An 18,051-nucleotide genomic window follows, 5' to 3' on the forward strand; every position below is an offset into this window, starting at 1 on the left:
CCGGGACCGATGGATGGCACCCTTCGCCGACCGAAAGATTATTACATCAGAGACGGAATCTCTGAGCAACGTATCCGCCCATGCAAGAGATAGGCATCATCATGAACGGCGTGACCGGCCGGATGGGGACGAATCAGCACCTCATCCGCTCCATCCTGGCGTTGCGAGAGGAGGGTGGCGTAGAACTTCCCAGCGGCGAACGGGTCGTGCCCGACCCGCTTCTGGTCGGCCGGAACGAGCGGAAACTCCGCGAACTGAGCGAGGAACACGGCGTCGAACGGTGGGCCGCGGACCCGGACTTGGAGACGTGTCTCGACGGCGACGACGAGATATACTTCGACTCGCAAATCACCCCTCGGCGCCCGGACGGTCTCCTGAAGGCGATGGAAGCCGGCAAGGACGTCTACTGCGAGAAACCCCTCGCGAGCGACTTGGACACCGCGCTCGAACTCGCGCGGGCGGCCGAGGAGCACGGCGTGAAACACGGCATCGTGCAGGACAAACTGTGGCTCCCGGGTCTGATGAAACTTCAGCGTCTCATCGACCAGGACTTCTTCGGCGACATCCTCTCTGTCCGCGTCGAGTTCGGGTACTGGGTGTTCCCGGGGCAAGTACAGACCGCACAGCGACCCTCGTGGAACTACCGCGCGGAGGACGGCGGCGGCATCGTCGACGACATGTTCTCTCACTGGAGCTACGTCCTCGAGAGCCTCTTCGGCGGCATCGAGACGGTCCGCTGCCTCCAGAAGACGCACATCGACGAACGCATCGACGAGTCCGGGGACGCCTACGAGGCGACGGCCGACGACGCCGCGTACGCCATCATGGAGTTGGAGGACGACGTCGTCGCGCAACTCAACTCCTCGTGGACGGTGCGCGTCAACCGCGACGACCTCCTGGAGATACAGGTCGACGGGACGGAAGGCAGCGCCGTCGCCGGCCTCCGAGACTGCAAGACGCAGCACCGCTCGAACACGCCGAAACCCGAGTGGAACCCCGATACCCCGAAGGAGCACGACTTCTACGACGACTGGACGGGCGTGCCGAACAACCAGGAGTTCGAGAACGCGTTCAAGGTCCAGTGGGAGAAGTTCATCCGCCACGTCGTCGCGGACGAACCGTTCGACCGCGACTTCTCCGCCGGCGCGCGCGGCGTGCAGTTGACCGAGGCCGCGTACCGTTCCTCCGAAGAGGGTCGGCGCGTCGTCCTCGACGAGTTCGAGGGCTGAACTTCGGTTCACCACCGTTCGAAATATCCGAACGAACCGCCCCAAACGGTCGAAAGCGCGGCGGGTCCGGTGACTCGTCGTCGGCGAAACATTTTATGTGCCCCCCGACGACGCCGAAATATGGACTACGTCGAAGAAGGTGACCGCGTCGTCGTGCGACTCGACCCGGGCGAACAGGTGCTCGACTCGCTGGCGACGGTCCGCGAGGAACTCGACATCGAGAACGCCTTTCTGACCGGCATCGGCGCCGTCGATACGGTCACGCTCGGCCACTACGACGTGGACGAACAGGAGTACGCCGAAGAGGAGTTCACCGGGCAGTTCGAGGTGACGAGTTTCCTCGGCAACGTCGGCCCGGACAAGATTCACACGCACATCCAAGTCGCCGACCGCGACTTCGAGTCGTTCGGCGGCCACTGCTCGGGTGCGCGCGTCTCGGGGACGTTCGAGATGGTGCTTACGCGAGGCGAGATGCCGCTGACGCACCAGTTGGACGAGCGGACCGGTCTCGACGTGTTCGACCTCGACTGACCGTCTCTGCGCGGTGCGGCCCGCGGACGATTCCGCTCGCGTCCGTCTCGTGCCCCTCCCGCAGTTTTTATGTCGAACTCGGCCGTCGCGCTTAGTATGGACACAGACGGCGCGAACCCGAGCGAGTGGCTGTCGGTTCCGGAGGACGTCATCGTCGAGGCGTGCGGCGACCCGCCACTTCCCGAGATGGGAGTCATCGAACAGCAGTGGGAGACAGACCCGATTCCGTCCGACGAGGTCGCCGCGGCGGCCGCGGCCGCCGTCGAATCGCTCTCGTTCGCGGACGTCCTCGAGGGCGGCGAAGTCGCTCTCGGCGCCGGCAGTCGCGGCATCGCGAACCTCCCGGAAATCGTCGCTGGCGTCGTCGAGGCGGTCGCCGACGCCGGGTACGAGCCGTTCGTCTTCCCCGCGATGGGGAGCCACGGCGGCGCGACCGGCGAGGGACAGCGGGGGATGCTGAACGAACTGGGCGTGACCGAAGAGCGAATCGGCTGCGAGATTCGCTCCAGCATGGACGTGGTGGAGGTCGGTCGCACACCGGACCGCGACGTGCCGGTCGTCGCCGACGCCAACGCCGCCGACGCGGACGCCATTATTCCTATCAATCGGGTCAAACCCCACACGGACTTCGACGGCGAGGTGGAGAGCGGTCTCTCGAAGATGCTCGTCATCGGCATGGGCAAACAGCGCGGCGCGCAGATTGCCCACAAGTGGGCCGTCGACTGGTCGCTCCGGAACATGATTCCGGAGATAACCGAGCAACTCCTCGATTCGCTGCCCATCGTCGGCGGCGTCGCCGTCGTCGAGGACCAACACGACGACACCACGCTGATAGAGGGCGTCCCCCCGTCCGGCTTTCTCGACCGCGAGCGGGAACTGCTGGAACTCGCCTACGACCTCATGCCGAAACTGCCGTTCGACGAACTCGACGTCGTGGTGTTCGACCGGCAGGGCAAGGAGATAAGCGGGCAGGGGATGGACACGAACGTCATCGGACGGCGCCCCTTCGCCATCAACGAACCCGAACCGGAGAGCCCGGACATCAAGCGCATCTACACGCGCGGGCTGACCGAGAAGACGCACGGGAACGCCATGGGCGTCGGATCGGCGGACGTGATTCACGAGGACATCGCCGCGGAACTGGACGCGCAGACGACGCTCATCAACGCGCTCACCGCCTCGACGATTCGGGGCGTGCGGCTCCCGCCGGTCGTCGCGACGGACCGCGCGGGTCTGGTGGCGTCGCTGTCGACCATCGGCGTCGTCGACCCCGAGACGGTCCGCGTGGTCCGCGCGGCCGACACGATGCACCTCCACCGGATGTACGCCTCGACGGCGCTCGTCGAGGCGGCGAAAGAGCGCGAGGACCTGCGCGTCGTCGAGGAGCCCTCGCCCGTCGAGTTCGACGAGGGGCAGTTCGCGGCGCCGTCGCTCCGCGAGTAACCTCCACCCCCGAACTCTCCGCCTCTCCCCCGACCGGTCCGGAGGCACCGCTAAGTACCCCGACGCGGAACGTCGACGCGCATGGACGCAGACGGCATCCGGTTTCACAACGTGGAAGCGCTGGAACGAGTCGACTCCGACGGCGGTCGCCGGCTTCAACGGGTCCCCGAGTCGGTCCGAACGGAACTGAACGAGGGCGCGCAGACGCGGATGCGTCACCCGGCGGGCGCGGAACTCCGATTCGTCCCCGAGGGTCCGGTCGAAGTGACGCTCTCCTCGGACGTCCGGGACAGTCTCGTCCGCCCGTTCTGGGGAGACTTCCGGGCGGCGGTCGAGGAGGCTGTGATAGGGGAAGACCCGCAAACCGTGACCTTGTCTCCACCCGAGAAGCTCTCGACGCTCCGACCGTCGGTCGAGGACGACCTCCGATTCGCGCCGCGGGTCTGCCGACTCGTCCTCCCCGGCGACCACCGCGGCGGTCACGTCCGGTTCCACGGCGTCGATGGCGACGTGCGACCGCCGACGGCCGAGGAGGTGCCGAGTCGCCGATACCTCGCGTACGGGACGTCCATCACCGAGGGGGAGGCGCCGTCGGCCGAGATGCTCACGTACGTCAACCAGACCGCGCGCCGCCTCGGCGCCGACGCGGTGAATCTCGGCTCCTGCGGGACGGCGTACTGCGACCCGGCGATGGCCGAGCACATCGCCGCCCGCGACGACTGGGACGTGGCGACGCTCTCGCTGTCGGTGAACATGGTCGGCCGGTTCTCCGTCGACGAGTTCCGAGAACGCGCCGCGTCGATGATAGATACCGTCGCCGGCGCGCACCCCGAGACGCCCGTCGCCTGCATCACGCTGTTCCCGCACGCGCGGGACTACCTCACCGGCGACGAGGAGGCGGCGCTGGCCGCAGAGTTCCGCGAGGCGCTTCGGGAGGCGGTCGCCGACTGCGGCCACGGAAACGTCCACCTCGTCGAGGGACCGGACCTGCTCCCGACGGCCGCGGGGATGACGACGGACCTCGTCCACCCCGGCGACGACGCGATGATTCGAATCGGCGAGGCGCTGGCAGGGAGACTCGAACCGCTCCTGGAGGGGTAGTCGCTTACCGTTCGGCGTCCGCCGCCGAGACGACGGCGTCGGCCATCGGTCCGTAGTTGCCGCCGAGGAGGACCGACGAGGCGTCGCCGTCGCGGAGGCGGACGAACGGGCCGCCGTCCGACGGCGCCGTGCACCCGGCAACGCGGAGTCGGTCGACCCCGCCCGCCTCGACGACCGGTGCGGCGTCAGTTTCGTCTTCCTTCTCAGTCATCGCCTCGAACCCCTCCAAGAGGACGGACGAACTCTCCTCGACGGTCAGCGGGGTCCCGTCGGGAACCGTCACGCGGACGTCTCGGAACGAGACGCTGCCGAGCGACTTGCAGAAGATACCGTGTCGCTGCTCGTACCCCGCCGCCATCGCCGGCGAGAGGTCCGTCGCGTCGAACGGTCGCGTGGCGTCGATGTCCACGTCGGTGAACGAGATTCCCTCGAACCGCTGTTCGGGGAGGCCGGCGAGGAAGGCGGCCGACTCGACTTCCTCGGCGGTGATGTGGTGGAAGTTCACGTTTCGGACGTTCGGCGTCGCCTCGTCCACCGGTTTCGGGTCGCTGTCGATGTCCGTCTGGTAGTAGCCGTTGAGGACGAACGGGCACGCGACGCGCCGCATCACGATGGTGTCGAACCGGAGGTCCTCCACGGTCCCCCCGCGGCCGCGCTTCGATTTGATTCGGATACCCCTGTCGGTGTCGGTGAACGTGCAGTTCGTGACGGTGACGTGCCGCACGTCGCCGGCCGTCTCGCTCCCGACGACGACGCCGCCGTGCCCGTGTTCGACCGTGCAGTTGGTGACGACCACGTTCTCTGTCGGTCGACCCACCGCTCGGCCCTCCTCGTCCTTTCCGGACTTCAGACAGATGGCGTCGTCGCCGGCGTCGATGTGCGTGTCGCTGACGCGGACGAACCGCGAGGAGTCGATGTCGATGCCGTCGCCGTTGGGCGCGTCCGGCGGGTTGCGAATCGACACGTCGTGTATCGTCACGTCCTCGGAGTAGACGACGTGCGTGTTCCAGAACGGGGAGTTTCGAAGCGTCACGCCCGAAACGGTGACGTTCTCGCATCCGTCTATCTGGAGGAGCGGCGGTCGAACGGTGAAAGTGCTCACCTCGTCCTGTCGGTGTCCGCTTCGAATCTCCGCCAGTCGCTCTTGGAGGCCCTCCGGGAACTCCGATTCCGGCGTCCCGACGAAGTCCCACCAGTAGGACCCGCCGCCGTCTATCACGCCCTCGCCCGTGACGGTCACGTTCGCGGCGTCCGCGACGTACAGGCAGGGGTGGAAGCCGTCCTGGTCCCACCCCTCCCAGCGGCTCTCTACCGTGGGGAACTCGCGAAAGTCGCCGACGAACCGGAGTTCGGCGCCGTTCGCCACGCGCAGCGTTGTGTCGTCGCCGACGCGCAGGGGGGCGCTTCGGTACGTCCCGGGGGGGATATACACCTCACCCCCCTCGCCGGCGCAGTCGTCGAGCGCCGTCTGGATGGCCTCGGTGTCGAGCGAATCATCGTTCTCGATGCCGTACTCGCGCACGTTCCGCTGATCGGGAGTCACGCTCGAAGCATCCCCGACGACCTTCATAAACGTTCTGTCGAGACCGGAGCGCGGACGACCTCGATTCCGAATGGTTTATAATGTCACGGGTCTTCGCTCCGATTGCGTCACAAGCCAGACGCATCAGCCATTCGACGACGAGACGCGCCGGACTTCGAAACGTGCCTCGCCCGCTCGCTTCCGAAGACGACGCGCCCCGTCACCGGTCGCTTTCGGCGACCGCTGGACGCCGCCGTCGCGCTGTCACTGCCACCGCCACCGCTCGCTGCCGGCGGCGTCCACTCGTGCCGCGACGCGGCTCGACCTGTTCTCGCCGTCCGGACCTACCGTTCGATACTTACGGTCAAGCCCGCCGAACGATGGCCTTCTATCCGGGAGTCGTCGAGACGGACCGCACCGTGCGGGCGACGCCGGCGTCAGAGGTGTTCGCTCACGAACGGCCACGCGCCCGCCTCGTAGAACCGGTGGCCGCCCTCCCCGACGAACAGACGGCACGCGTCACCGGCCTCCGCGCCGCGGTATATCTCCTCGACGCGGTCGTACGCGCGCCGCGTTCCCGCGACAGGGAAGAGTGCGTCCTCGTCGCCGGCGACGATACTCAGGGGTCGAGGCGCCACGAGACCCGCGAAATCCCACACCTCGCCGAGTCGCCGTACGCCGGGAGTGTAGTTGCAGGGGCAGTGGTCTATCGGGACGAGTGCGTCCTCGAACGGACAGACGGACGCGCAGACGACGGCGGCCCCGATTCGCTCGTCGAGGGCGGCGGCGAGGAGGGCGACGGTTCCGCCGCCGGAGTGACCGCAGACGGCCAGTCGATTGGCGTCCAATGGTGGGTGACGCTCGATGAATTCGAGCAGACGGAGCGCGTCCCAGACGCGTTCGCCGACCAGCGTCCGCCCGACGAGGTGCGCCCGCTTCCGCCACCGAGTGCACGGACGACCGTCTCCCCCCGATTCGGACGCTTCCCCCGGAGGGCGTCTCGCGAGTTCGCCGAACGCGCGCAGGTCGGGTGCGAGCGCCGCGTACCCTCGTTCGGCGGCCTGTCTGGCGATATCGCGCCGCTCCTCGACGATGCCTCGACGGGCGGTTTCCCCGTCCGCGACGCCCGTGGCGAGGTCCTTCCCGTGCTTCGTGTGACCGTGGAGCGTAAGCACGACGGGGTACGGGGGTTCCGTGGACGCCGGGAGGAGGAGGTGGAACGGCACGCGGAACCCCCGTTCGGTGGTGACCGTCCACGTCTGCCGCTCGTAACCGTCGTCTTCTGTCGCCCCCTCGCGCCGTTCGGGCCCGATGTCGGGAACGCCCACCTCGCGTATCGCCGGGAAGCCGAGCACGCCGCGCAGTTCCTCGCGGAACGACGCCTGCCACGCTTCGAACGCCGCCCCGGTCTCGCCGTCGTACGCGTACCGTCGCTCCGTGTTCCGGAGGACGCCGTCGAACCAGCCGTCGTAGTCGAATCCGTCGTCTCCCATGCGTGTTCCCGAGTGACGACGCGGGCCACCGATAAGTGCGTGTCGACGCTCGGATTCCGCTCGTTCCGTCCGTCGTCACCGTCCGCTCACCGACCGGAGATTGTCTCGACGAGCGTCCGCGCGACGAGGCCGGCGGCGACGAACGCGAGGAGGCTGATGCAGACGAACGCCGTCGCGTAGTCGAAGCGGGTGGCGAGGACGCCGACGACGAGGGGTCCGAGCACGCCGCCGAGGCCGCGCGCCGTCGAGCGGAGACCCATCAGTTCGGACTCGCGGTCGACGGGCGCGACGTCCCCGACGAAGGCGATCGTACCGACGGTCAGCATCGAGAAGGTGACGGCGTGGACGACGAACGCGGCGCTGCTGACGCCGATGCGGAGGAGGTTCCCCTCGGGAACGAGCGCGAGGACGACGACCAGCGCTTGGACGCCGCTCCCGGCGAGTCCGCCGACGATGAGTTTCTTCCGCCCGACGGCGTCGCTCAGGCGACCGAACCCGTACATCGACACCATCCGGACCGCCGGACTGACTGCGAGCACGGCGCCCATCGCCACGTTCGAGAGGCCGACGTCGGAGACGAGAAACACCGGAACGACCGCGATGAAGCCCTTCTCCGTCATGTTGCGGAGCACGATGCCGACGTAGAGCCAACCGAGTCCGGTCCGCCGGAACAGCGTTCGCTTCGCGCCGGTCGGGACGAGTCGCCCGCGGACCTCGCTCAGCAGTCGACGCGGTGTGAGCGTCGCCCCCGACGACGGCGTCGGGTCGCGGATGCGGAGCGTGCACACCGCCGCGACAAGACCGAGGACGACGACGAGGAGGTAGAGCCCCGTCGGCACCAACACTCCGACGAGGTAGCCGACGAACAGGCGACCGCTGATGGCTCCGGTCGAGCGAGCGCTGCTGTAGAACCCGACGGAGCGTCCGCGTCCGGTCTCGCCGCCGGTCTCGCTCACGATGGTGAGAATCACCGACTGGAAGCCGGCGGTGAACACGGCGAAGAGACCCCGACAGAGGATTTCGAGCGGGACCGAAACGCGTACCGTCAACGGGACCACCGCGAGCGTCGAGAGGACGGCGGTTCCGACGAGTATCGCGCGCCGACGTCCCGTAATATCGGCGACCGCACCCCAGACGGGCGCGAACGCGAACAGACCGAAGGAGAACGCCGCGTAGGCGAGACTCACCGCGAACGGCGACCCGCGCCGACCGATGTAGACGGCCACCGCCGTCCCGAACAGCGACCCGCAGGCGACGCGGGAGATACCGATGAGAGCGATGGCACTCCGCTGTCCGCGAAGCAACCGCGTGACCGCCCTCACGTTCGACACTACTGTCGGGCGGTGTCACCCCTTGCGAATAAAGATTAGCGATGCGGAAGACGCCAATTACTCGGGCATGTTCCCTTTGAGGGAACGACGTGGTGGGGAGGGACGTGAGATGGTCTGATGAGAGAGACGAAGAGGACGGGCGCCGGTGCACGGCAAAAACGTCGGTCGCTTTCCATCGAAGACGTGATTGCTGTTCCCCCCACGCGAACGGATTTCGGTCGGTCTCAGAGTGACGAGAGCGGTGAGCGATTTCGTCCGAATGCGCCCAAAACGACCGGCTCAAACAGTCACGGCCGGGTGTGTGTGCGTGTCTCACCTTTTCGTCCGGGGCCGCTGATAGTGTTCTCGGCACTCCAGTTCGTTACGATTCTAATACTGTAACGCACAAGTTCTCCTATCGGGAACAGAAGCGCAGCGAGCGACGGGAGCGGTTGCGGTCCGGCGGTTCGACGCCGCCCCGAGAATTCGGATTTCGACCTCCAGGGAGTGCGGTGGGCGGTTATTCGAACGTGTCGCCCAGGTAGTCACACTGCCAGAAGACGACGCTCACGATGAGAAGGAGTACGCCGGCGACGGCGAAGTCCATCATGAGTACGACGTACGACGCGGTACCCCGTTCGACGCTCGTCAGGGCCAACAGACCGAGCACGAGGGCCAGGAGGGTGAACGAGAGAATACCGGTCCAGAGCATCTTTCGGCGGCAGATCCAGTTTTTGAAGTACGCCCGTTCTGAGTTTCCCATGACCGCAGCGTTCGTGAAACGGAACAATAGTCCTTTGGGACCGGGAACTCCGGCAGATTCCGTCCAGACGACCCAACGTTCTGTTTTAATAATCTCCATTATCGATAGATGTATATACGAGTATGGTAATTGGCAGTGTGTAATGGATTCGCAAACTAGTGGTGAGTCCGACGAGTGGATCAGCGACGACGAGTGGGAGGACGTGTCTCCGCAGACGCGCCGTCGTCTGCTCAGGAACGCTTTCGGGGCGACGGCGGGCGTCGCCGCACTCGCGGGGTGTAGTGGAGAGGACGACCAATCGACGCCGACACCGCTCCAGAACGAGGGTGACGGCGGCGGAGGGACGTCGACTGACTCGGGGACCGCGGACGGGGGTTCGTCCGGGAAGACGCTCGACCACATCATCTCGCTCGCGCCGACGAACGCCCGGTTCAACCCCTACGGCAACGCGACGAACTGGTCGTTCCGGTGGTACTGGGCCATGTTCGACCAGCTCGCGGTCCACGACAAGGTGGCGAACAAGACGAAAGGGATGGTCATCGAGGACTGGAATTACGCCGACAACGGGCAGGTCACGTGGAACGTCCGCGATTCGTACACGTGGCACAACGGCGACGACCTGACGGCGGAGGACGTGGCCACGCAGCTGAAGATCGGACAGCTGATGCAGACGGTCCACAAGGGGTACGGCGCCCAACCGCTCTACGAGAACGTCGAGACGACCGGAAAGTACGAGCTCACGTTCGACCTGAAGGAGGCGGACATCAGCCGCGAGATATTCGAGTTCGGGCACATGAAGCGCCGCGCGTGGCTCTGGGCTCACCGGGACATCTGGGGCAAGTACGCCGAGATGTTCGACGACGCCACGACGGAGGACGCGCGGACCTCCGCCCAGCAGGAGATGATGCAGGCGGTGCAAAAGGAGGTGTGGGACAACTCGAACGTCCCCGGAAACTCCGTCTGGGAGTTCGTCAGTGGCGAGGAGAACATCGCGTACTTCGAGCCCTACGACGACTACTACAGCCCGTTCAGCGACGCCGAATGGGCGGACGGCGACATCACCGGGGACATGATCGACTACAACCTCCGGTGGCACCGCTACCCGAACCAGCAACAGCGAACGCAGGCGATGAAGCAGGGCACCATCGACGTCAGTTATCCGCCGGACTCCGAGTCCGCTCGGGAGGGCATCCGAGAGAAGGGCTGGGGCCCCGCCGACGACCTCTCGACGGATCAGATCACTCCCTCGATGCGGAGCGGATCGATGTGCACGCTGTTCAACTGCCAGAGCGACATCACTGGCGACCCGCGCGTCCGCAAGGCGATTCACCACATCGTCCCGCGGAAACCGCTGGTCGCGTGGGTTCCCGATTACGAGTCCTACTGGGTGGAAGACCGGATCCCCTCCGGCATGGGTCAGGACAAGGAGGTTCCCTGGTACGGCGGGAACTCGAACTGGCCGAACGGAGCGCTCACGGATTTAGAGCGGTACGCCCACACGAAAGACGACGTCGACAAGGAACGGGCCACGCAACTGCTCGAAGCCGCCGGATTCTCCAAGTCGGGTGGTCGCTGGCAGGACTCCGACGGGAACAACATCACGCTCCGGTTCTACACGGCGACGTCCGGCGAGGAACCCATGGCCCTGCGCTTCGCGCAGATAGCGAAGTCCTACCTGGACAACTTCGGCCTCCAGACGGAGGTCACGGCGCAGGAGGCTACTATCCGCGCCGGGAAGACGCTCGAATCCGGCAACTGGGAGATGCTGTTCGACACCTGGGGCGGCGCGAAGTCCGGCCCAGCGTTCCTCGACTTCTCGACGACGTTCCAACTCCAGCAGACGCTCTCCGGACAGCCGATCGGAACGAACGACAACTGGGCGATGAACAGGAAGGTTGAGGTGCCGTATCCGATAGGCGACCCGACGGGCGACCTCCAGGAGGTCGACGTCATCGACAAACTCAACCGACTCCAGACGCGGATGTCCGACGAGAAGCGCCGACAGACGATCGGCGAGATGGCGTGGATATTCAACCAGTCGCTGCCGATGATGCTGGTGAACGAGGAAGGCGGAACCGGCGGCTACTGGCTGGACCACAGCAAGTGGCAGACCCAACCCCCGAACAACAACCGGAACCCGGCGTACCGCTACGAAATCGTCGAGGTCGGGCAGTACTCGTACTGCCAGTACATGGCGAAGACGGGAACCGAATACTTCGGACCCGCAGAAGGGGGACAGTGAGACGGCGCGAGACGTACGCCTGACCTCCCCTCGTCCGCCACTGTTCCGCTACCGACCCGCGCCGCTTCGGGAGCCTTGATACCGCTCTCTCCGCGTTGCGGACGAAAGTGTAATGTGTCGTGATTGTTCCTCGGTGCGACCGTATCAGTAATTATTAAGTGTGCAGATGACTGCTAACAGATAACAGGATGGTAGAGAAGAACTACTACGTCAGGCGGATAGTACAGTCTTTAGTGACTGTATTGGCGGCGATCACGTTCTCGTTCGTGACGATACGTCTCATCCCCGGTGGGCCGATGGACTACATCGCCGCACAGATACGGCAGCGCTCCGGCGGATCGGTTTCGACGGCGCGCCTCAACCAGATGGTCGAGATGTACTCGAACGTTAATCCCTCGAAGCCGATGTGGGAGGCGTACGTCGATTACATCGTCTCGGTGGCGCAACTGGACTTCGGCCGGTCGATATTCTACGCCGACCCGGTCTGGGACGTGCTCGGCCCGGCGATTCCGTGGACGATGTTCGTCTCGCTGTTCGCGCTCGTCATCGGGACGGTGATGGTGTTCCTCATCGGCGGCTTCCTCGCCGTCCACGAGGGCGACACCTGGGACGTCGTCGGGAGCTACTTCGTCATCTTCTCCGACGCGGTACCCTACTACGTCGTCGGACTCGTGCTCCTGTTCGTGTTCGGATTCGGGACGGAGTTCTTCCCCAACGGGGGGCGCTACGACAACTCCCTGACGCCCGGATTCAACATCGAGTTCATGGCCAGCGTACTCAGACACGCCGCGTTGCCCATCATGTCCTTCGCGCTCACCTCGTGGGGCGGCCTTGAGTTCCGCGCGCACTGTACGCGGATCATCGGCGAGGACTATGTGGACGTGGCCGAACTCCGGGGACTCCCCGACAGCAGGATCCAACTGCGGTACATCGGCTGGAACTCGATGCTCCCGATGTACACGGGCCTCATGGCCGGCCTCGCCAGCCTCTTCGGCGGGTCGGTCATCATGGAGCAGATATTCCGCTACCGCGGCATGGGCTTTTACTTCTACGAGGCCACGATGGCGCGGGATTACACGACGGTGATGGCGGCGGTCATCCTCTTCACCGTCGTCACCGTCATCGGCCTCCTCATCGCCGACTTCACCTACGGCTTCATCGACCCCCGCGCCGGCCACAGCCAACGGGAGTCCTACTCGCGTTCGTACCGCGAACAGTTCCAGCGGTTCGTCAACCGCCTCCGGAACGGTCGCGGCGAGGAGAGCGAGACCATCGACGACCGCATTCAGGACAGTCGCGTCTCGAAGAGCGGCGCGATGAGCTTCGACGTCGAGCAGTCGGACTTCTCGCGCGGCGACTACGTTCGCGAGCGCATCGACCAAAGCCTCCTGACGCCGTTCCGCATTATCTGGACGTCGCCGCGGGCCCGCGTCGGCGCGATCATCCTCGCAATATTCGGGTTCATGGGGCTGTTCGGACCGTACCTCGTTCGGCCCGTCGACCCGATGCAGGGGCCGATTCTTCTGCAACCGCTGGAGAACCTGGCCTACCCGCTCGGCACCGACGACATCGGCCGCGACCTCTTCGCCCAGCAGGTGCGGGCGACGCGTCCGATGCTCATCATGATGCTGTCGGGCGCGGCGGTGACGCTCGGTCTCGCCATCCTCCTCGGCGTCACCGCAGGCTACCTCGGCGGCCTCATCGACAAGGTGCTGATGACCATCACGGACGTGATGATGAACATCCCCGGCTTGGCGCTGGTCATCGTCCTCGCCGTCATCCTCTCGCCGAAGAGTCCGGTGTTCGTCGGGGTCATCCTCGCCGTCGACAACTGGCCGCGGCTGGCGCGACAGCTCCGTTCGCAGGTGCTCACCATCCGCGGCGAGGCGCACGTCGAGGCCTCCCGCGTCCTCGGCCTGCCGACCAAGAGCATCCTCTCGAAGAACGTCATGTCCCGGCTCATGCCGATGCTGACGATGGGGACGGTCGGCTCGATGCGGAACATCCTCATGGAGTCGGTCGGCCTGTACTTCCTGGGCATCCTCCCCTTCACGACGAACAACTGGGGCATCGTGCTCAACATCGCCCGCAACGGCGGCGCGCTCTCGGGCGTGGACCGGTTCCACTGGCTCCTCGCGCCCATCCTGTTCATCGTCACGATGACGTACGGGCTCCAACTGTTCGCGCAGGGGACCGACCGCCTGTTCAACCCCCGCCTCCGCGCGCGGCACGCGGCGACCGTCTCGACCGACGAGACGGAGGAGGAAGGCCGCGGCGGGTCGTCCGCCTCCGCGGCCGACTGAATCCCTTCGTTCCCCTCTTCTCTCTCCGTCGCGCTTCTTCGTCCGTTCAGCCTCGTGTTCTCGAACGCTCTCCTCGGTTTCGTCTCTTCGAACGCCGAGCGCCGTCCCTTCGCCGACCCGCTGTCGGTCGTTCCGCCAGTCTCCCGGCGCGTCCGCCGTACTCGGCGAAAAGATTAACTTAGGCGACGCGGACCCTTCGAACGGGTCTAACACCAATGAAAGTGGAGAAAGAAGGGAACACCACGCGGTATATGATCGGCCTGATACTACTCGTTATCCTGCTCGTCGGGGTGTACTACGGATTCACCATGATGTGATCAGAACTGGTGGTACGCCCAGAGGAGGCCCCTCGATACGACGGCGACGGTGATCAGCAACCCGCCGATTATTCCGAGCATCCCGGCCCAGACGCCCGTCTGAAGCATCGCGCCCGCCAGTATCAACAGTGCTCCGACGACGATCACGGACGAGGTGACCGGGCCGCCGAGTTTCGAGCGCACCGACCGTAGTCCGTTCTGTCGCGTTCTCGCTTGCGCCATATCTCCGACGTTTAATTTGGTAGAACTTATAGCTTGCCGGTGGGTCGCCCACCGTTCGGTCGTCGCGACCGTCGCACCGCGTGCCAGGTCGGGAAAGTGTTAAGTGGGATTGACCGTGATAGTTTCGTATCGCAGCCATTATGTTGGGTATTCACGCGCATCACGGACTGGCCCGGTCGAACGGCTCACACACCGACGAGACGGATTGACAATGTCGACTCAGTACACCAGACGCGAGAGCAAGGACGACGGCCGGTCGGCACACAACGTGCTCGAGATATCGAACGCGAGCGTCGCGTTCGCGATGGAGCGGGGGGATGCCCGCGTTCTCGACGATGTCTCGATAAACGTCCGGCAGGGAGAGGTGCTCGGCGTCGTCGGCGAGTCGGGGTCGGGGAAGTCGATGCTGGCGGACTCGATGCTCGACGCCATCGACTCGCCCGGGACGCTCACCGGCGACGTTACGTTCCATCCGCCCGAAGGGGGCGACCCGATAGCGGTCAATCAACTGAGCAAGGAGGAACTGCGCCAGTTCCGCTGGGAGCGGGTGTCGATGGTCGTCCAGGGGGCGCTCGACTCGTTCAACCCGACGCTCAGCATCGGCGACCACTTCGTCGAGACGCTCCGCGCGCACGACTACGACGTAGCCGAGGGGATGGAGCGAGCGCGACAACTCATCTCGGACGTCCACCTCGAACCGGACCGCATCCTCGACGCCTACCCGTACGAACTGAGCGGCGGGATGACCCAGCGCGCCCTCATCGCGCTGAGTCTTCTTCTCGACCCGGACGTGCTGGTGATGGACGAACCCACCGCGGCGCTGGACCTGCTGATGCAGCAGTCGATTCTGAAGCTCCTCTCGGAGCTGAAAGAGGAGTACGACCTCACCATCGTCATCGTCACCCACGACCTGAGCCACGTCGCCCGCATCTCGGACCGACTGGCCGTGATGTACGCCTTCGAGATTCTCGAACTCGGTCCGGTGGGGGACATCGTGGCGAACCCCTCGCACCCCTACACGAGGGAGCTTCTCAACTCGATTCCCGACATCGACGCCGATTTAGACGAGATGGCGTCCATCGAGGGAACCAGTCCCGACCCCCTGAACGTCCCGAAGGGCTGTTCGTACCACCCGCGGTGTCCGCTCGCCGACGAGCAGTGCCGCGAAACCAATCCCGACCTCTTCGAGGTGTCGGGGGACCACAGCGCCGCGTGCTTCTACTCCGACGAGGCGCGCGAGACCATTCCGCTGAAAAAGGAGGTGACGAAATGAGCTCCCGCCCGCTCTTGGAGGTGGACGACCTGAGCGTCCACTTCGGCGGCGACAGCGGGATACTCGACCGCTTCCTCGGCGACAACAAGGGCGTCGTTCGCGCCGTCGACGGCGTCTCCCTCGACATCGGCGAGAACGACGTGGTCGCACTCGTCGGCGAGTCGGGGTGCGGGAAGACGACGCTCGGCAAGACGATGATCGGCCTCCAGCGCCCCACTTCGGGCGCCGTCCGCTTCCGCGGGCAGGACATCTGGAAGTCCGACCTCGAACCGGGCGACATCCCCTACAAGGACATCCGCAAGTCCCTCCAGATGGTCCATCAGGACGCCGGCAATTCGCTGGACCCCAACCGCACGATATTCAAGAACCTCAACCCCGCGCTGAAGAAGTGGCGCCCGGAACTCAACCTCGTCGAGCGCCGGGAACTCGTCCATCAGATGCTCGATACGGTCGGTCTCACGCCCGCCGACGACTACGCCTCGCGCTACCCGCACCAACTCTCCGGCGGGGAGGCCCAGCGCACCGTCATCGTCCGGTCGATGCTCCTCGAACCGGACCTCATCCTGGCCGACGAGGCCGTTTCGGCGCTCGACGTCTCACTGCGCGTGAACCTGATGGACCTGCTCTTGGAACTGCAGGAGATGTTCAGCACGTCGTTCGTCTTCATCTCGCACAACATGGCGAACGCCCGCTATCTCGCCGGCCGCGCCGACGGTCGCATCGCCGTGATGTACCTCGGGCGCATCGTCGAAATCGGTCCCGCGGACGAGATAATAAAGAACCCCCAGCACCCCTATACGAAGAGCCTCCTGTGGGCCACCTCCGGTCTCTCGGAGATAAACGACCCCATCGAGTCGCCGCCGGTCAGGAAGATAGACATCCCGGACCCGGAGAACCCGCCCAGCGGCTGTCGGTTCCACACGCGCTGTCCCGAGGCGCGCGAGTTCTGCACGGGGAACGACCCCCAACTCGAAGGGATGACCGGTTCGAGCGACAGACACGAGACGGCCTGCTTCGAGGCACACGAACGCGTCGAGTACCGCAACAGCGCGCCGCTTCCCGACGACCCCGAGGACGTCGACGCGACCGGACGACCCGCCGACGCCGACTGACACCGACCGTCGCCGCTACTTCTCGCCGCCCGGTTCCGCGTCGACGTCGGCCGCCGGGAACCCGTCCGGGACGGACGCCGGTCTGTCACATCCCGCCGACAGTTCGACGTACTCCCCCTCGCCGGCCGAGTCGCGGATGCCAGCCATCGCCTCCAGCACGTGGTATCCCACCTCGCCGCTCGTCCGGTGCTCCCAGTTCCGGTCGGACGACAGCGAGCGCGCGAGGTCGACGAGGCCCAGTCCGCGCTGCTGGCCGGGGTGGCTGCGCTCGACGGGCACCTCGCGCCACTCGCCCTCCTCGTCGTCGCGCAGGTGGACGCGCGGCGCTCCGTCGAAGCGGTTCGGGTCCGTCACGCTCAGCGTGCCCTCGGTGCCGTGTATCTCGAACCCCGGAAGCTCGGACCCCCACACGTCGAAACTCGTGAGGAGCGTTCCGGTCGCGCCGTTCTCGAAGGTCAGCACGGCCGTCTCGTGCGTCGGCACCTCGACGGGGATGCGCTCCCCGCGCCGCGGTTCGCTCGTTATCTCCCGTTCGGGAAACGGCGTCTGCGAGGCGCCCGCGACGGACTGAATCGGTCCGAGCAGCGTCACGAGCGAGGTGAGATAGTACGGCCCCATGTCGAACAGCGGGCCGCCGCCCTCCCGATAGAAGCCGTCGGGGTTCGGGTGCCAGCGCTCGTGACCGTGGCTCGCCCAGAACGCCACTGCGCCGACCGGGTCGCCGATGACGCCGTCGTCGAGGACGTCCCGACAGGTCTGGATGCCCGTCCCGAGCACGGTGTCCGGCGCGACGCCGACGGTCAACCCCCGCTCCGCCGCCGCCTCGACGACTGCCGCACCCTGCTCGCGCGTCGCCGCCAGCGGCTTCTCCGTGTAGGCGTGCTTCCCCGCTCGGAGCGCCGCCAACAGCAGGTCGCCGTGCGACGCCGGCGGCGTGAGGACGACGGCGACGTCGACGTCGGGGTCCGCGAGCAGTTCGTCCGTCGGGAGGACTTGGGGAACGCCGTACTCGTCCGCCTTCGATTTAGCGCGGTCCTCGTCGAGGTCGGCGCACGCGACGGCGTCGAGGGCGTCGAACCGGTCGGCCGCCTCGAAGTAGACATCGCTTATCGCTCCACACCCGATGATACCGAGAGAGACTGGTTCCATGCGGGAGAGTCGAAAGTGAGCGCCAAGTAGCTTTGCCCGCG

At 65.8% G+C, this 18,051-nt stretch carries 14 protein-coding genes; 8 read left to right on the plus strand and 6 right to left on the minus strand.

Annotated features, from left to right (window positions below; genetic code table 11):
* Positions 1–80 precede the first annotated feature (80 nt).
* The 4 genes from NDI76_RS17745 to NDI76_RS17760 all read left to right on the plus strand — a co-directional run bounded on the left by NDI76_RS17745 (position 81) and on the right by NDI76_RS17760 (position 4,304).
* On the plus strand, positions 81–1,229 hold the full coding sequence (locus tag NDI76_RS17745) for a Gfo/Idh/MocA family protein (protein WP_310925488.1): 1,149 nt from the start codon (positions 81–83) through the stop codon (positions 1,227–1,229).
* A gap of 120 nt (positions 1,230–1,349) precedes the next feature.
* Positions 1,350–1,760, plus strand: a complete 411-nt coding sequence (locus NDI76_RS17750) for a PPC domain-containing DNA-binding protein (protein WP_310925489.1) — start codon at positions 1,350–1,352, stop codon at positions 1,758–1,760.
* 96 nt (positions 1,761–1,856) lie between these two features.
* Positions 1,857–3,203 carry a nickel pincer cofactor-dependent isomerase, group 22 gene (locus NDI76_RS17755; RefSeq protein ID WP_484494590.1) on the plus strand — a complete coding sequence of 449 codons (1,347 nt, stop codon included), beginning with the start codon at positions 1,857–1,859 and terminating at the stop codon, positions 3,201–3,203.
* 81 nt (positions 3,204–3,284) lie between these two features.
* Positions 3,285–4,304, plus strand: coding sequence for an SGNH/GDSL hydrolase family protein (locus tag NDI76_RS17760; RefSeq protein WP_310925491.1), 1,020 nt, complete (start codon positions 3,285–3,287; stop codon positions 4,302–4,304).
* Positions 4,305–4,308: 4 nt separating this feature from the next.
* On the opposite strand, the gene NDI76_RS17765 is transcribed toward NDI76_RS17760, so the two are convergent.
* From NDI76_RS17765 to NDI76_RS17780, 4 genes are all read right to left on the minus strand, one after another.
* Positions 4,309–5,847, minus strand: a complete 1,539-nt coding sequence (locus NDI76_RS17765) for a glycoside hydrolase family 28 protein (protein ID WP_310925492.1) — start codon at positions 5,845–5,847, stop codon at positions 4,309–4,311.
* A 416-nt stretch (positions 5,848–6,263) separates the two neighbouring features.
* On the minus strand, positions 6,264–7,319 hold the full coding sequence (locus NDI76_RS17770; RefSeq protein ID WP_310925493.1) for an alpha/beta hydrolase: 1,056 nt from the start codon (positions 7,317–7,319) through the stop codon (positions 6,264–6,266).
* 86 nt (positions 7,320–7,405) lie between these two features.
* Positions 7,406–8,650 carry an MFS transporter gene (locus tag NDI76_RS17775; RefSeq protein ID WP_310925494.1) on the minus strand — a complete coding sequence of 415 codons (1,245 nt, stop codon included), beginning with the start codon at positions 8,648–8,650 and terminating at the stop codon, positions 7,406–7,408.
* Positions 8,651–9,149: 499 nt separating this feature from the next.
* A complete protein-coding gene (locus NDI76_RS17780) occupies positions 9,150–9,392 on the minus strand; it encodes a hypothetical protein (protein ID WP_310925495.1) in 243 nt (80 codons plus the stop codon).
* Between the two features lie 142 nt (positions 9,393–9,534).
* Here NDI76_RS17780 and NDI76_RS17785 point away from each other — a divergent pair, with 142 nt between their 5' ends.
* Positions 9,535–11,634 (plus strand): ABC transporter substrate-binding protein, encoded by a 2,100-nt coding sequence (locus NDI76_RS17785; RefSeq protein WP_310925497.1) that lies wholly within the window; start codon positions 9,535–9,537, stop codon positions 11,632–11,634.
* 188 nt (positions 11,635–11,822) lie between these two features.
* A complete protein-coding gene (locus NDI76_RS17790; RefSeq protein WP_310925498.1) occupies positions 11,823–13,937 on the plus strand; it encodes an ABC transporter permease subunit in 2,115 nt (704 codons plus the stop codon).
* A 317-nt stretch (positions 13,938–14,254) separates the two neighbouring features.
* On the opposite strand, the gene NDI76_RS17795 is transcribed toward NDI76_RS17790, so the two are convergent.
* Positions 14,255–14,476, minus strand: coding sequence for a hypothetical protein (locus NDI76_RS17795; RefSeq protein ID WP_310925499.1), 222 nt, complete (start codon positions 14,474–14,476; stop codon positions 14,255–14,257).
* A 211-nt stretch (positions 14,477–14,687) separates the two neighbouring features.
* On the opposite strand from NDI76_RS17795, the gene NDI76_RS17800 reads away from it, so the two are divergent.
* The gene (locus NDI76_RS17800; protein ID WP_310925500.1) at positions 14,688–15,749 is read left to right on the plus strand and encodes an ABC transporter ATP-binding protein; all 1,062 of its coding nucleotides are present in this window, start codon (positions 14,688–14,690) and stop codon (positions 15,747–15,749) included.
* Positions 15,746–16,861, plus strand: coding sequence for an ABC transporter ATP-binding protein (locus tag NDI76_RS17805; protein WP_310925501.1), 1,116 nt, complete (start codon positions 15,746–15,748; stop codon positions 16,859–16,861). The genes NDI76_RS17800 and NDI76_RS17805 overlap by 4 nt, the downstream gene beginning before the upstream one ends.
* Positions 16,862–16,876: 15 nt before the next feature.
* Here the strand turns inward: NDI76_RS17805 and NDI76_RS17810 are convergent, their stop codons facing one another.
* Positions 16,877–18,010 (minus strand): Gfo/Idh/MocA family protein, encoded by a 1,134-nt coding sequence (locus NDI76_RS17810; RefSeq protein WP_310925502.1) that lies wholly within the window; start codon positions 18,008–18,010, stop codon positions 16,877–16,879.
* Positions 18,011–18,051: the final 41 nt, after the last annotated feature.

Source organism: Halogeometricum sp. S1BR25-6, assembly GCF_031624495.1.
Lineage (GTDB): Archaea > Halobacteriota > Halobacteria > Halobacteriales > Haloferacaceae > Halogeometricum > Halogeometricum salsisoli.